The organism is Alistipes sp. (assembly GCF_048465635.1).
Lineage (GTDB): Bacteria > Bacteroidota > Bacteroidia > Bacteroidales > Rikenellaceae > Alistipes.
Map to the genome: position 1 here is coordinate 155,975 of NZ_DBFWLF010000028.1, position 15,068 is coordinate 171,042.

Genomic DNA, 15,068 nt, shown 5'->3' on the forward strand with positions numbered 1-15,068 from the left:
TCAATCCATTTTCAATACGGCGAGGAAAGCCGACTGCGGAACTTCTACGTTGCCGATCTGGCGCATGCGTTTCTTGCCTTTCTTCTGCTTTTCGAGCAGCTTGCGCTTGCGGGAGATGTCGCCGCCGTAACACTTGGCCGTCACGTCCTTGCGCACGGCCTTGACCGTCTCGCGGGCGATGATCTTGGCCCCGATGGCGGCCTGGATGGCGATGTCGAACTGCTGGCGCGGGATCAGCTCCTTGAGTTTCTCGCACATCTTGCGGCCGAAGTCGTAGGCGTGATCCGTATAGGTGAGCGACGAGAGGGCGTCGACCGGCTCGCCGTTGAGCAGAATGTCCAGCTTGACGAGTTTCGAGGGCTGGTAGCCCGTGCGGTGGTAGTCGAACGAAGCGTAGCCCTTGGAGATGCTTTTGAGTTTGTCGTAGAAGTCGAAGACGATCTCCGACAGGGGCATGTCGAAATTGACCTCCACGCGGTCCTGCGTGATGAAAGTCTGGTTTTTCATCACGCCGCGCTTGTCGATGCACAACTTGATGACGTTGCCCAGAAACTCGGCTTTGGTGATGATCTGCGCCAGAATGTAGGGTTCCTCGATCTTGTCGATGCGGGTGATCTCGGGCAGTCCCGAGGGGTTGTGCACCTCCAGGACATCGCCCTGCGTGGTGGTGATGCGGTACGAGACGTTCGGCACGGTGGTGATGACGTCCATGTCGAACTCGCGGTAGAGCCGCTCCTGGATGATCTCCATGTGCAGCAGGCCGAGGAAGCCGCAGCGGAAGCCGAAGCCGAGCGCCAGCGAACTTTCGGGCTCGAACGTGAGCGAGGCGTCGTTGAGCTGGAGCTTTTCGAGCGAAGCGCGCAGGTCCTCGTACTGGTCCGCCTCGACGGGATAGACCCCCGCAAAGACCATCGGCTTGACGTCCTCGAAGCCGGCGATCGCCTCCCGGGCGGGGTTCGCCACCGAGGTGATCGTGTCGCCGACCTTCACGTCCTCCGAGGTCTTGATGCCCGAGCAGATGTAGCCCACGTCGCCCGCCTTGATCTCGGGGCGCGGCTGCATCTTGAGTTTGAGCACGCCCACCTCGTCGGCGTCGTACTCGCTGCCCGTGTTGAAGAACTTCACGTGGTCGCCCTTGCGCAGCGTGCCGTTGAAGACGCGGTAGTAGGCGATGATGCCGCGGAACGGGTTGAACACCGAGTCGAAAATGAGCGCCTGCAGCGGAGCGTTCTCGTCGCCCACGGGCGCGGGAATACGATGGACGATCGCTTCGAGCACCTCCTCCACGCCCAGCCCCGTCTTGCCCGACGCCAGAAGAATATCCTCGTCCTTGCAGCCGATCAGGTCGATCACCTGATCCTTCACCTCGTCGATCATGGCCGAATCCATGTCGATCTTGTTCAGCACCGGGATGATCTCCAGGTCGTGCCCGACGGCCAGATAGAGGTTCGAGATCGTCTGCGCCTGGATGCCCTGCGTGGCGTCGACTACCAGCAGCGCCCCCTCGCACGAGGCGATGGCGCGCGACACCTCGTACGAGAAGTCGACGTGTCCCGGGGTGTCGATCAGGTTGAGCGTATATTGCTGTCCGTCGCGGGCCGTGTACTCCATCTGGATCGCATGGCTCTTGATGGTGATGCCCTTCTCGCGCTCAAGCTCCATATCATCGAGCACCTGCGCCTGCATTTCGCGCTGGTTCAAGGTGTTGGTCTTTTCCAGCAGGCGGTCGGCGAGCGTGGATTTACCGTGGTCGATATGGGCTATGATGCAGAAGTTGCGGATGTTTTTCATAGGGTCGCATAAAAATATGCGCAAATATACGAAAAATTTCGGATATACGCCCCGCTGCCGCGGCAGTCGATTTGCACGCAGTTTGCGGTAGAGGGGCGAAAAAGCCGTTTGCGTCTGTGGTCGTTACATCCCCGCTACCTCGATGCGCCGGGGCTGGTGGCCTGCTGGCGCGAGGCGTTGCTGGCCCGCGCCGTGCTCGCGGGAAGGACCGTCGGCTACCGGCGTCACCCGCAGCTCGAACGTTTCAGCGCCTGCGCCGATCCCGTGGCGGCGGTCGATGCCTACCTTACGGAACTGCTGCGCGAAGCCGACCGCAGGGGCTATCGCTTCGATCGGTCGAAGGTCGGCGAGCCGTGCGGGGTGCGGATCGGGGTGACGCGCGGACAGCTGGATTACGAATTCGGGATGTTGATGGATAAATTCAAAACGCGCTGTCCGGAGCGGTACGAGGCGCTGGCGGGGACGGAGGGCGTCGAACCTCACCCGCTGTTTACGGTCCGGGCGGGCGCGGTCGAAAAATGGGAACGAAAAAGATGAAAATAGCGATCAGCGGAGCGTCGGGCTTCATCGGCAGCCATCTGTCGGCCTATCTTACGGAAAAGGGACACGAGGTCGTCGCTCTCGGCCGCGCCGATTTCACCGACGAGGAGCGCGACCGGCTGGCCTACCTGGTGGCGGAGTGCGACGCGGTGGTCAATCTGGCCGGAGCGCCGATCGACCGGCGCTGGAGCCGTGCTTACCGGGAGGAGCTGGTGGCCAGCCGTGTCGAGGTGACGCGGCGGCTGGTCGAAGCCGTCGGCCGGAGCGAGCGGACGCGGACTTTTCTGTCGGCTTCGGCAGTGGGCTGCTACCCTACGGTGGGGTGTTACGACGAGTTTTCGCCCGAGCGGGGGCAGGGATTGCTGGCCGAGTTGTGCGAGCGGTGGGAGACGGAGGCGCGGAAGGTCGGCGTGCGCTGCGTCATCGCCCGCTTCGGGGTGGTGCTCTCCGACGACGGCGGCGCATTCCCGCGGCTGGCGCGGTCGGCCCGCTACGGGGTGGCCGCGGTTCCGGGCGGCGGATCGCAGCCTTTTTCGTGGATCGACCTGCGCGATCTGGTCCGGGCGGCGGAGTTTCTGATCCTCCATAAAGAGCTGGACGGGGTTTTCAACTTCACGGCTCCCGGCATGGGATCGCTCCGGGAGTTCATCCGCGCCGTCGGCCGACATTACGGAACCCGGTTCTCGGTCGTCGTGCCCGCGTTCGCCATCAAGTGGGCGCTGGGCGAAGCGTCGTCGGTGGTGCTCGGCGGACAATGTGCCGTGCCGCTGCGGCTGCTCGGGGCGGGGTTTCGCTTCGAATCGCCCACGGTCGGGGATTTTCTGCAGCGCATCTGACCACAGGCCGCGCCCGGCGATTTGCAGGTTCGGCCCGAATGGATTATCTTTGCCCCTCGGTTAAGTTAGTTCAGATGTTAAGCAGACAAATCGCACCCAAACTCCGGGGGCTTGAAACCCCTTTCTACCTCTACGACGTGGCGCTGTTGCGCCAGACCCTCGAAAGCGTCGTTTACGAATCGAACAAATACGGCTACAAGGTCCATTACGCCATCAAGGCCAACTACGACGACCGCCTGCTGGCGGTCATCCGCGAGTACGGGCTGGGCATCGACTGCGCCAGCGGCAACGAGCTGCGCAAGGCCGTCGAGGCCGGGTTCGCCCCCGAGGGGATCGTCTACGCCGGTGTCGGCAAGCGCGACAAGGAGCTGCGCTACGCCATCGGGCAGGGTATTTTGGCCATCAACTGCGAGTCGATCGAGGAGCTGGAAGTGGTCGATGCACTCTCCGCCGAGGCGGGCCGTGTGACCGATGTCGCGCTGCGCATCAACCCCGACATCGACCCCAAGACCAACCACTGCATCGACACGGGGCAGGCCGACAGCAAGTTCGGCATTTCTTATGAAGAGGTGCTCGAACACGCCGACCAGATCAAGGACCTCGGACATATCCGAATCATCGGGATCCACCTGCACATCGGATCGCAGATCCGCGAACTGCACGTCTTCGAGCATATGTGCCGCAAGGTGAATGCGATCGTCGAAAACCTCGAAAAACTGGGCTTCTCGTTCCGCTTCGTCGACGTGGGCGGAGGTCTGGGCGTCAACTACGACGTGCCGGAGAACGAGCCGATCCCCAACTTCGCGTCGCTCTTCTCGATCGTGCACAACCACCTCGCGGTGGGCGACAAGGAGGTGCATTTCGAGTTCGGCCGCTCGATCGTGGCCGAGTGCGGGGAGCTGATTACCTCGGTGCTGTTCAACAAGACCACCGCCACGGGCCGCAGGCTGGCCATCGTCGACGCTTCGATGACCGAACTAATCCGTCCGGCGTTGTACGGCTCGTATCACAACATCGAGAACATCACCTCCGAAGAGGAGAGCCACGACAAATACACCATCGTCGGCACGGCCTGCGAGTCGACCGACGTGTTCGACGAGAACGTCACCCTGCGCCGAACGCGCCGCGGCGACCTGCTGGCGATCAAGTCGGCCGGGGCCTACGGCATGTCGATGGCCTCGCGTTACAACCTCCACGACCTGCCGGGAGCGGTATACAGCGACGACCTTTAAGTGATTGGGCGGAATGTGGCTCACCCTCGCTTTTAGCTCCGCAGCCCTGCTGGGCTTGTACGACGCGGCCAAGAAAAAGGCGCTCACCGGGAATGCCGTACTCCCCGTGCTGCTGCTCAACACGCTCTTCTCGACGCTGCTGTTTCTGCCGGCCATCCTCTCCTCGGAACTCCGTCTGGGGTGGTTCGACGGAACCGTGCTCCGGGCCGTCCCGGGCGATCTGCAGGCGCACGGGCTGGTCGTACTGAAGTCGACGATCGTGCTGACCTCGTGGATCTTCGGCTATTTCGGCATGAAGCACCTGCCGATCACCATCGTGGGGCCGATCAATGCCACGCGCCCGGTGATGGTGCTCGTGGGCGCGATGCTGCTCTTCGGCGAGCGGCTCAACGTCTGGCAGTGGACCGGCGTGGCGCTGGCCGCGGCATCGCTCTTCATGCTGAGCCGTTCGAGCCGCCGCGAGGGGGTCGACTTCGCGCACAACCTTTGGATTCTCTTCGTCGCCCTCTCCGCCGTGACGGGGGCCGTCAGCGGGCTTTACGACAAATTCATCATGTCGCGGCTCGATCCGGTCTTCGTGCAGAGCTGGTACAACCTCTACCAGCTGCTGATGATGACCGCGGTGGTCGCCGTGGTGTGGTGGCCACGGCGGCACGCCACCACCCCGTTCCGCTGGAGCTGGGCTATCCCGCTGATCTCGATTTTCCTTTCGCTGGCCGACTTCGCCTACCTCTACGCCCTGCGCGATTCGGACGCCATGATCTCCGTGGTGTCGATGATCCGGCGCGGTTCGGTCGTCGTGTCGTTCCTGTGCGGTGCGGTGCTCTTCCACGAGCGCAACCTGCGCGCGAAGGCCGTCGACCTGGCGTTCATCCTGCTGGGCATGGTCTTTCTGTGGCTGGGTTCCCGGTAGGAACCCGTCGCTTTGCTTCAGATAATCTTTTGTAACCGGTTGATCGTGCGGCGAATCTCTTCGTCGCCGGGTGTATAATCCTTCAAGGCTCCCGCCAGGTATTGCTCGTAGGCGTAAAGGTCGACCATCCCGTGCCCCGAGAGGTTGAACAGGATCGTTTTCGGCGTCCCCTCCTCCTTGGCCCGCAGCGCTTCGCGGATCGCGGCGGCGATGGCGTGGGTCGTTTCCGGGGCCGGAATGATCCCCTCGGTCTCGGCGAAGAGGATGCCCGCACCGAGCGTCTCGACCTGCGGCACGGACTGCGCCTCGATCAATCCGTCGCGGAGCAGCTGGCTGACGATGGCCCCCGCCCCGTGGTAGCGCAGGCCGCCGGCGTGAATGTCCGAGGGCTGGAAGTCGTGCCCCAGCGTGTACATCGGGATCAGCGGCGTATAGCCGGCCGCGTCGCCGAAATCGTACTGGAACTCGCCGCGCGTGAGCTTGGGACAGCTCGCCGGTTCGACGGCCACGACGCGGATATGTTTACCCTCGGTGAAGTTCTTCCTCAGGAACGGAAATCCCAGCCCCGCGAAGTTGCTGCCGCCCCCGAAGCAGCCGATCACCACGTCCGGTTCGGCGTCGGCCATCTCCATCTGCGCGACGGCCTACTGCCCGATGACGGTCTGGTGCAGCAGAACGTGGTTCAGCACGCTGCCCAGGCAGTAACGGGTATCCTCCGGGTGCTGCAACGCCAGCTCGACCGCCTCGGAGATCGCCAGCCCGAGGCTGCCCGAACACGCCGGGTCGCGCTCCAGCGCGGCGCGGCCCGAGGCGGTGAGTGTGCTGGGCGATGCGGCGCAGCGTGCGCCCCACGTCTGCATCATCAGCCGCCGGTAGGGCTTCTGGTCGTAGCTAACGCGGACCATGAAGACCTGAAGGTCAATGCCGAAGTGCTTGGCCGCAAAGGCGATCGAAGCGCCCCACTGCCCTGCTCCGGTTTCGGTCGTCAGGCGGCGGATGCCCTGTTTGTGGTTGTAATACGCCTGCGGAGCCGCCGTATTGGGCTTGTGCGATCCGGCCGGGGAGACGCTCTCGTTCTTGAAATAGATGCGGGCCGGGGTGTCGAGCGCCCGTTCCAGTCCGGTCGCCCGCACGAGCGGCGTAGGACGCCAGATGCGGTAAAGCTCCTGCACCTCTTCGGGAATGTCGATGAACCGTTCGACGGACATCTCCTGTTCGATCAGTTCTTCGGCGAAGATGGCCGACATCTCCGCTTTGGTGACGGGTTTGCGGGTTACGGGGTGGAGCGGCGGCAGCGGCCGGGTGGGCATGTCGGCTACGATGTTGTACCACCGGGTGGGCATCTGACGTTCGGTCAGGCAGAATTTTTTTGTTTTCATGCTTCGTGGAGTATTGGCAAAAGAAAAACCCGCTGTTTACTCTTCGTAAACAACGGGTTCGTGTTATTCGGTTATCCGGCGTCAACATACGCGCACGGGGCCGCACTCATTGTTCACGAGAGTCAATGAGCGCCACCACCAGGCCTGTATGTTGAAATTGCGTGTCATATTCGTTTCGGCAAATATAGCGGGTCGGAACCGGAAATCCAAATTTTTCGCCGGAAAATCGTTACGGAACGCTGACTTTCTCCAGGACGAGCGTGCCGCCGTAGGTCGAAAGGTCCAGCGTCAGATCGTACGTGCCGCTTTGTCCGGCGACCATGTTGTGCGAGGCTTCGTAGACGATGTGGACCGGAGCGCCCGGCTCCACCGTGCCGCCGCCCGCGATGGAGCGGTTCATGTTAACCTCCCAGGTCTTGTTGAAGACGATCTTAAATTCGTCGCCTGCGGAGAGCGCAACGTCCGAAGCGGTCCACAGATCGCGTGCCGGGTCGTAGACGAAGGTGGGAGCCGTCTCCAGATTCCAGCCGTTCATGCTGCCGGGCAGTATGACCGAGTGGACGAGCGAGGCATTCTTCCCTACCATGTCCGCGATGACGTAATAGTCGCCCGTGATGGTGAAATTCCCGCCCGTGGTCGAGAGCGTGTAGTAGAGCGTGGCGGGTTCGCCTCCGTTGCCGTACCAGGTGCCGGCGTCGTTGTATTTGTACTCGCCTGAGAAGGAGACCATGCCGCTGAAGAACCCGGCGGTGCGTCCCGCGATGCCGCTGGCGGCGTTCCAGCCGTTATGCGCTCCCGGTACGCCGAGCGTAAAGCTCTCCGCGACGGTGAAGGTGTTCAGGTTCAGGTTGATCGGATAGATGCTGCCGGCTGCCGGATCGATCGTTTTGCAGCCGCCCGGCAGGGCGGTGAAATCCTTCGTGTAGAGGGCCTGATCGGTCTTGACGGCGATCGAGGCGATCCGGTAGGGCGCGTCGAACAGAAGACTCAGGAATGCTTTCGTGCCGTCGGCCTTGGCGTAGCCGATCGCTGCCGGGGCGCTCTCCACCGTCACGGTCATCGTTTTCGAATCCGAATAGGAGACGGTCGCCGCCGGATCGGACGGATCGGTAAGGGTAATTGCGGACGGAACGGCGTCGAGCGTAGTGATGGTGACCGCCTGCAGCGTCTCGGGGTTGGGCGAGGCGATCCGGAGCGACCCATAGATGTTGAAGCAAAGTCCGGCCGTGCGGTGGATGAAGTGCATGGCGGTAATCTTCGGCTCTCCGGAGGCGTCCGTCGAGAGTTTTCCCGCGGCGGTGAGGACCGAATTGGCGCCCAACAGACCGCCCTGCTGCGTCTGCGCGGTCGGAACGGGGATAGTCATGCTGCGCGTGCCGCTGCCCATGGCGGCCGAGACCGTGTAGGGATAGTAGGCCCAAACGGGTTCGGCAGTGGCGATGTCCGCATCGAGCGTACCGGAGAAGAGATCGGTCTGTTCCGCCGTGTTGGTGAACGGTACGTTGCCGACGGAGTTTTCGACCACCCAGACGCCGCACCGGTCGCCTGCGACCCACGCGGTCTTGCCCGTGGCGGGATCGACGCTCACGCGCGAAGCCACGGCGTCGTTCGTCGGGGTGTAATCGGCCCGGAAAGAGACCCGCACGCCCTGCGGGATGGCCGGATCGTCGGAAGCGTCCTGCGAGCAGCCGCATACGGCCGCAGCCATCAGGACGGAAATCGGAAGGAGGAGTTGTCTTTTCATCGTGCTGCGTTTTTTAAAGATTACCACTCCTCTTCCGGCTGGACGTCCATATCGTCCATGTCGTAAGTTTCACGGGACCCAGCGAAGCCCTGTTCCGCTGAAACAGCGATTACGGTCAGTTCAGGTGCGGAGTACGGATTCCCCCCCCCTCCGCCTGCGGATGATAGGTAAGTCGTTTTCATATAATAGGTTTTTGGTTTCAGGTTGAAATAAAATTATCGAATTTTGCGGTATGTGCCTATTGTTTTGCGACGAACGGGCGGATAAGGCGGATGAACGTCCCGATTCGGCCGATGAACGCAGGCCGTTCCCGTGTACGGCAGTCGGGTTCGGGCCTGGACGACCCCGATCCGTCAGGACAGCGCCGCCGCCCGGGAATTTTTCCCTCCCATCCGCTGCGGGATAGGTGACAATCTGACGAAAAATCGCTATCTTTGCGACTGCTGTTCAGCGAGCGACGTTCCGGCAGGACCAAACCTACGGGCGCATCGTCCGGGCGGCATGCAAGGTAAATTACAAACGACAACAATATGAATATTTCGTACAACTGGCTCAAACGTTACATCGACACCGACCTTTCGGCGGAAGAAATTGCGAAGATACTGACCGATATAGGTCTCGAGGTCGAGGGGTTCGAGCGGATCGAGACCATCCGCGGCGGCCTGCAGGGCGTCGTGGTCGCCGAGGTGAAGAGCTGCGCGGAGCATCCCGATTCGGACCATCTGCACATCACCACGGTCGACGTGGGGTCCGGAGAGCCGCTGCAGATCGTCTGCGGCGCGCCGAACTGCCGGGCCGGGCTCAAGGTGCTCTGTGCCACGGTGGGCGCGGTCCTTTACCCCGACGGCGGCGAGGAGGAGTTCAAGATCAAACGCAGCAAGATTCGCGGCGTCGAGTCGCTCGGCATGCTCTGCGCCGAGGACGAGTTGGGCATCGGAACGGCGCACGACGGCATCATGGAGCTTCCGGCGGGCGCACCTGTGGGGATGACGGCCCGGGAGTATCTGCATATCGAGGACGACTACCTGATCGAGATCGGTCTGACGCCCAACCGCGTGGATGCCGCCTCGCACATCGGTGTGGCGCGCGACCTGGCGGCCTACCTGCGCAGCCGCGGCGAAAATGTTCGGGTGAAACTGCCCGACGTGTCGGCTTTTTCGGCGGATAACCACGATTTCGAGGTTGCGATCCGTGTCGAGCGGCCCGAAGCCGCCCCGCGTTATGCAGGCGTGACCGTCACGGGGTGCAGGATCGGTCCCTCGCCCGAGTGGATGCAGAACTGCCTGCGCGCTGCGGGCATCCATCCCAAGAACAACCTGGTGGACATCACCAATTTCGTCCTGTTCGAACTGGGACAGCCGCTTCACGCGTTCGACGCGCGGAAGATCGAGGGGCGTGAGGTGGTGGTCCGCACCTGCGCAGAGGGAACGCCTTTCGTGACGCTGGACGGCGTGGAGCGCAGGCTCACCGACCGCGACCTGATGATCTGCTCGGCGGAGCGTCCGATGTGCATCGCGGGCGTCTACGGCGGGCTGGATTCGGGCATCGGAGACGATACGACCGACGTCTTCATCGAGAGCGCCTACTTCAACCCCGTGTGGGTGCGCAAGACCGCCAAGCGTTTCGGTCTGAACACCGACGCATCGTTCCGCTTCGAGCGCGGCATCGACCCTAACATGCAGGTCTATGCCGCCAAGCGCGCCGCTCTGCTGATGAAGGAGCTGGCGGGCGGTACGATCGCAAGCGACATAACGGACGTCTATCCCGAGCCGATCGGCGATTTCGTCTTCGACATCTCCTTTACGCGCATCGACGCGCTTATCGGCAAGCATATCCCCGAAGAGACCGTGCGCACGATCCTCGATGCGCTCGAGGTGCGCGTGCTCTCCGAAAAGGAGGGCGTGCTGACCGTCGCCGTACCGCCCTACCGGGTGGACGTGCAGCGCGAAGCCGACCTGATCGAGGACATTCTGCGCATCTACGGCTACAACAACGTCGAGATTCCGGCCCGCGTGCGTTCGACGCTCTCCTATGCGCCGCGTCCCGACCGGAACCGTCTGATGAATCTGGCCGCCGACTTCCTGACGGCGAACGGCTTTACGGAGATCATGTCCAACTCGCTCACGCGCGGAGCTTACTACGAGGGGCTGGAGAGCTACCCCGCCGCGCGCTGCGTGCGCATCCTCAACCCGCTGAGCGCCGACCTGAACGTGATGCGGCAGACGCTGCTGTTCAACATGCTCGAAGCCGTGGCGCTCAATGCCAACCGCCGCAACGGCGATCTGAAACTCTACGAGTTCGGCAACTGCTACTATTACGACGCGGACCGCCGCACGGACGAGAATCCGCTGGCCGCCTACTCGGAGCAATACCGCCTCGCCGTCGCCGTGACGGGCATCGCCTCGCCCGCGTCGTGGAACGCCCGGCCCGAGGCCGCGTCGTTCTTCACGCTGCGGGCCGTGGCCGAAAAACTCCTCCGCCGCTTCGGGGTGGATATTTACGCCTTGCAGACCGAACCGCTTCGCAGCGACCTCTTCGCGGAGGGGCTTTCGATGAAGCTCAACGGCAAGGAGCTGCTGCAGATCGGCGTCGTGGACGCCCGGGTGCGCCGCCGGATGGAGGTCAAGCAGGACGTCTTCTTCCTGGAGATGAATTTCGAGGCGCTGGTCAAGGCGACCCGAAAGATGAAGATCACCGCCGAGGAGCTTTCGAAATTCCCCGAGGTGAAGCGCGACCTGGCGCTGCTGGTGGACAGGAACGTGACCTTCACGGCGCTGCGCGACGTGGCGATGGCCACGGAACGCAAACTGCTGAAGAGTGTTTCGCTGTTCGATGTCTACGAGGGCGACAAGCTGCCCGCGGGCAAGAAATCGTATGCGCTGAGCTTCGTGCTGGAGGACAAGACCCGCACGCTGGACGAAAAGACCATCGAGCGCGTCATGGCCAACCTGACGGCGCAGTTCGAGCGCCAGTGCGGCGCGCAGGTGCGGGCCTGAGCCGCCGTTCCGTAAGAAAACGCCTCCACCGGCAATCGGTGGAGGCGTTTTAAGTTGGACAGGCGGTCTGTGTCCTATGTTTCGCTCGGGGCCGGACCGGTCGCCTGCCGGGCGGATACGTCCGACGGCCGCACGATCCGGAACAGCAGCCCCTCCTCCGAACTGCCTGCGCGGGAAAAGCCGGCTTTGCACAACACCCGCAGCGAAGCGGCGTTGTCCGGTTCGGCCTGCGCCGTGACGCATCGAACCCTCTCCTGCGCAAAAGCCCACCCGACCAATCCGTTCACCGCCTCCGTTGCATAGCCTTTGCCGCGGTGCGGCGCGTCGATTCCATACCCTATCTCAACCCTGCCGAAGACATCCGGAGCACCCTTGAACCCGATTCCGCCGATCGTCTCGCCGCGCAGGTCGATCCGCCACGCCGCGGCCCACGTTTGCAGGGCGGGTTGCTGCCGCATGGTATCCGCCATCTGCCGGTATGCCTGCCGCAGCTCCGGGTCCGGCTCCCGGGCACACAGGTCGTCCATCGCTTCGACGGTGCGGGGAACGAGCCGGAGCCGGGCGGTTTCGACGCTTTCGGTCATCTTACAGGACGGGCTTGATCTGCGGCGGCTGAATGGTCACCCAGGGCGTGCCGTTGTCGTCGCACGTGGAGACGAGGCGGACGGCTTTTACCGGGCGGGCGGGCCGCAGCGTGATGCTGCCCTTTTTCAGCTCCCCGGCGCGCTCGAACGTCTGCCCGTCGTAGGAGACTTCGGCGTAGCCCGTGGTGAGGATCGTTTTGGGCAATTGTCGGTTGCCGGTCTGGAGGAACATTTCGCGGCACTTCACCGGAGCGGCGAAGTCGTAGCGGATCCAGTCCTGCTGGCGGCAGGCGCGTCGCGTCTGGGAAACGCCCTTGTACATCGAGGCGTTGGTGTAGGGGAATTTGGCGCTCTCTCCCATCGAGGTGGTGATCGTCAGCGCGGGGCGGATGGTCCGGTAGTAGGACTTATCGGCCACAAAGGGGCTGCGGCCCGTCTTGTACCGGGTGAAAAAGCGGTAGCGGTGCGGCTGATCGGTTTTCAGCGGCGCGGTGTAGCGGTGCTCCTCGGGGGTTTCGTCCACTACATAATATATCTCCGAGCCGTCGTCCGTCGTCACGGTGAACGTCCCGTCGTGGTAGACGAGAGTCGGCGGGAAGAGGCGGAAGCGGACGTTCATGGCCGCCATGCGGTCGTAGTGTTCCGTGACCAGCTCCCGCTGGAAAGCATCCCACCCCTGGTCGTTGCCCCGCCAGGCGAGGCGGCCGAGAGCGCACACACGCGGGAAGAGCATGTAGTCGAGGTAGTCGGGTTTTTCGGGTTCGTGCGAGACGTACGCTTCGCTGAAGAAGGTCCCCTCCAGCCCGATCACGTTGCGCATATGCTCCTCCGTGAAGCCGAATCGGGCGAAGTCGAATTCGTAGACCTTGCGCGCATCGAAGACCGCCGCCCAGTCATGCCCCTCCTCGTGAGGGCTTTGACGCATGTCGAAGTAGAAATACTGCGCAGGCATCACCACGGTCGAATAGCCTTTGGCGGTGGCGTCGAGGCAGGCGGCTGCGTTCTGCCAGCCGTAGACGCGGCTTTCGCGGGTGAACTCCCCCGTCGCGGCCGCCTCGTTCCAGACGGCGGGGCGCTTGCCGTGGGCGGCCAGGATCGTGCGGAGACGCTCCATGAAGCGATCCTGCAGCCGGCGCGGGTCGTCGGTTCCCATCCGCCGCATCAGCGCCCGGCAGTCGGGACAGCGCAGCCACTGGTCCATCACGACCTCATCGCCTCCGATATGGATATATTCCGAGGGGAACAAATCGCACACCTCGCCCAGAATGTCGGCGAGCAGGTCGAAATTCTCCTCGCGGGCCGCGCACCACGCCGAACGGTAGTCGTAACCGTTGGTCGAAACGGTGTCGGGCGGATAGTTGCAGCGGATTTCGGGGTGCAGCGAGGCGATGTTGCGGCTGTGCCCAGGCAGGTCGATCTCGGGGATGATCTCGATGTTGCGTACGGCGGCGTAGTCGATCATTTCGCGCAGCTGCTCCTGCGTATAGTAGCCGCCGTACTTCTCGCCCCACTTGCCGTAGACGGCCCGCACGGGCGAATCGCCGCCGCGAAAACCGCCCACTTCCGCCAGCTCGGGGTGCGAGCGGATCTCGATGCGCCACCCCTCGTCATCGGCCAGGTGCAGGTGGAGTTTATTGATATTGTGGTAGGAGAAGAGGTCGATATACCGTTTCACGCTTTCCGGGCCGATCCACGTGCGCGCCACGTCGAGCATCATGCCGCGATAGGCGAAGCGGGGCGCGTCGGCGATCGTGGTGTCCCGAAGTTCGATCCGTTCGGGGCATGCCCGGGCATAGACCTCCGGGGGCAGCATGCGGAAGAGGGCCTGAATACCGTTGAACACGCCGCCGTAACCGCCGCCGGCGATCGTGACGCCCTGCGGGGCAACCGCGAGCCGGAACGCCTCTTCGGCGAGCGTCGTATCAGTCGAAAGGCGGATCACGTCGTCCGAGGAGATACTTTTCCCGGCGGGTTTCACGTTCAGGTAATGGGCGAGGTAGTCGGCCAGCGGCGCAAGCCCTTCGTCGAAGCGGACCCCGGTTTGCGAAGTGATGGTGCAGCGCTCCGGAGCAGTCCGGGAGCAGGCCGTGGCAAGGCCGAACAGAAGGAGCGTAAAGGCTCCTGCAAGGCGTAGTTTCATGGGGAGGATGGAATTTGTACTCCACAAAAATACGATTTTCCGCTGAATATGCTACCTTTGCCGTAGAAAATTTCGGCAGGAACGGTCCGCCCGCGCACATCCGGGCTTCAGGTTGCCTGTCGCAAACCGCGAACCTATGGAAGACAAACGCTTGGAGGCTACGGCCCGCTTACTGGAGGTGATGAACACGCTGCGGAGGGAGTGTCCGTGGGACCGCGAGCAGACGTTCGAATCGCTGCGCAGCAACACCATCGAGGAGACGTTCGAACTGGCCGACGCCATCACCGACCGCAACATGGAGGGGATCCGGGAGGAGCTGGGCGACCTGCTGCTGCATGTGGTTTTCTATTCGAAGCTGGGCGAGGAAGCGGGCGCTTTCGACTTCGCCGACGTGGCGAACGCCTTGTGCGACAAGTTGATCTACCGCCACCCGCATGTGTACGGAGACATCCACGCCTCGACGCCTGATGCGGTCAAGGAGAACTGGGAGGCGCTCAAGCTGCGCAAGAAGAACCGCAAGAGCGGCACGCTGGGCGGTGTTCCGCGGTCGCTGCCGGCGATGGTCAAGGCGTACCGCGTGGGCGAGAAAGCCGCTGCGACGGGTTTCGACTGGCAGCGCAAGGAGGATGTGTGGGACAAGGTGAAGGAGGAGATCGCGGAGGTCGAAACCGAGATGCGTGCGGGAACGGCGACCGACCTCGAAGCCGAGTTCGGCGACCTGTTTTTCGCCCTGGTCAACGCCGCGCGGCTCTATGGCGTGGACCCGGAATCGGCGTTGGAACGCACCAACAAGAAGTTCATCCGCCGCTTCAACTACATGGAGCAACAGGCTGAAAACCAAGGAAAAATGCTGCATGACATGTCGCTCGACGAGATGGAGCGGCTCTGGCAGGAGGCAAAAACCGAGGAGTGA

11 protein-coding genes and 1 pseudogene are annotated in these 15,068 nt (G+C 62.9%); 6 read left to right on the forward strand and 6 right to left on the reverse strand.

Annotated elements, in window-relative coordinates; all coding sequences use genetic code 11:
• Positions 1-1,791 (reverse strand): translation elongation factor 4, encoded by a 1,791-nt coding sequence (gene lepA, locus ACMO9O_RS10325; protein ID WP_418983784.1) that lies wholly within the window; start codon positions 1,789-1,791, stop codon positions 1-3.
• A 108-nt stretch (positions 1,792-1,899) separates the two neighbouring features.
• Here lepA and ACMO9O_RS10330 point away from each other — a divergent pair, with 108 nt between their 5' ends.
• The 4 genes from ACMO9O_RS10330 (at position 1,900) to ACMO9O_RS10345 (ending at position 5,312) form a co-directional block, all read left to right on the forward strand.
• Positions 1,900-2,328 carry a pyrimidine dimer DNA glycosylase/endonuclease V gene (locus ACMO9O_RS10330; RefSeq protein WP_418983785.1) on the forward strand — a complete coding sequence of 143 codons (429 nt, stop codon included), beginning with the start codon at positions 1,900-1,902 and terminating at the stop codon, positions 2,326-2,328.
• A complete protein-coding gene (locus tag ACMO9O_RS10335) occupies positions 2,325-3,167 on the forward strand; it encodes a TIGR01777 family oxidoreductase (RefSeq protein ID WP_418983786.1) in 843 nt (280 codons plus the stop codon). The genes ACMO9O_RS10330 and ACMO9O_RS10335 overlap by 4 nt, the downstream gene beginning before the upstream one ends.
• Before the next feature lie 74 nt (positions 3,168-3,241).
• Positions 3,242-4,399, forward strand: coding sequence for a diaminopimelate decarboxylase (lysA, locus tag ACMO9O_RS10340; RefSeq protein WP_418983787.1), 1,158 nt, complete (start codon positions 3,242-3,244; stop codon positions 4,397-4,399).
• A gap of 13 nt (positions 4,400-4,412) precedes the next feature.
• Positions 4,413-5,312, forward strand: a complete 900-nt coding sequence (locus ACMO9O_RS10345) for an EamA family transporter (RefSeq protein ID WP_418983788.1) — start codon at positions 4,413-4,415, stop codon at positions 5,310-5,312.
• A gap of 17 nt (positions 5,313-5,329) precedes the next feature.
• On the opposite strand, the pseudogene ACMO9O_RS10350 reads toward ACMO9O_RS10345, so the two are convergent.
• The 3 genes and pseudogenes from ACMO9O_RS10350 to ACMO9O_RS10360 all read right to left on the reverse strand — a co-directional run bounded on the left by ACMO9O_RS10350 (position 5,330) and on the right by ACMO9O_RS10360 (position 8,617).
• Positions 5,330-6,691 (reverse strand): annotated as a pseudogene (locus ACMO9O_RS10350) (TrpB-like pyridoxal phosphate-dependent enzyme).
• Positions 6,692-6,920: 229 nt separating this feature from the next.
• Complete coding sequence (locus ACMO9O_RS10355; protein WP_418983789.1) at positions 6,921-8,435, reverse strand: fimbrillin family protein; 1,515 nt, start codon at positions 8,433-8,435, stop codon at positions 6,921-6,923.
• A 20-nt stretch (positions 8,436-8,455) separates the two neighbouring features.
• On the reverse strand, positions 8,456-8,617 hold the full coding sequence (locus ACMO9O_RS10360) for a hypothetical protein (protein ID WP_418983790.1): 162 nt from the start codon (positions 8,615-8,617) through the stop codon (positions 8,456-8,458).
• Between the two features lie 348 nt (positions 8,618-8,965).
• Between ACMO9O_RS10360 and pheT the strand changes: the two genes are divergently transcribed.
• The gene (gene pheT / locus ACMO9O_RS10365; protein WP_418983791.1) at positions 8,966-11,431 is read left to right on the forward strand and encodes a phenylalanine--tRNA ligase subunit beta; all 2,466 of its coding nucleotides are present in this window, start codon (positions 8,966-8,968) and stop codon (positions 11,429-11,431) included.
• Between the two features lie 74 nt (positions 11,432-11,505).
• On the opposite strand, the gene ACMO9O_RS10370 is transcribed toward pheT, so the two are convergent.
• Together ACMO9O_RS10370 and ACMO9O_RS10375 are read right to left on the reverse strand one after the other, a co-directional pair.
• A complete protein-coding gene (locus ACMO9O_RS10370; protein ID WP_418983792.1) occupies positions 11,506-12,015 on the reverse strand; it encodes a GNAT family N-acetyltransferase in 510 nt (169 codons plus the stop codon).
• 1 nt (position 12,016) lies between these two features.
• Positions 12,017-14,155, reverse strand: a complete 2,139-nt coding sequence (locus ACMO9O_RS10375; protein ID WP_418983793.1) for a family 20 glycosylhydrolase — start codon at positions 14,153-14,155, stop codon at positions 12,017-12,019.
• A gap of 136 nt (positions 14,156-14,291) precedes the next feature.
• Here ACMO9O_RS10375 and mazG point away from each other — a divergent pair, with 136 nt between their 5' ends.
• Positions 14,292-15,068 carry a nucleoside triphosphate pyrophosphohydrolase gene (gene mazG, locus ACMO9O_RS10380; RefSeq protein WP_418983794.1) on the forward strand — a complete coding sequence of 259 codons (777 nt, stop codon included), beginning with the start codon at positions 14,292-14,294 and terminating at the stop codon, positions 15,066-15,068.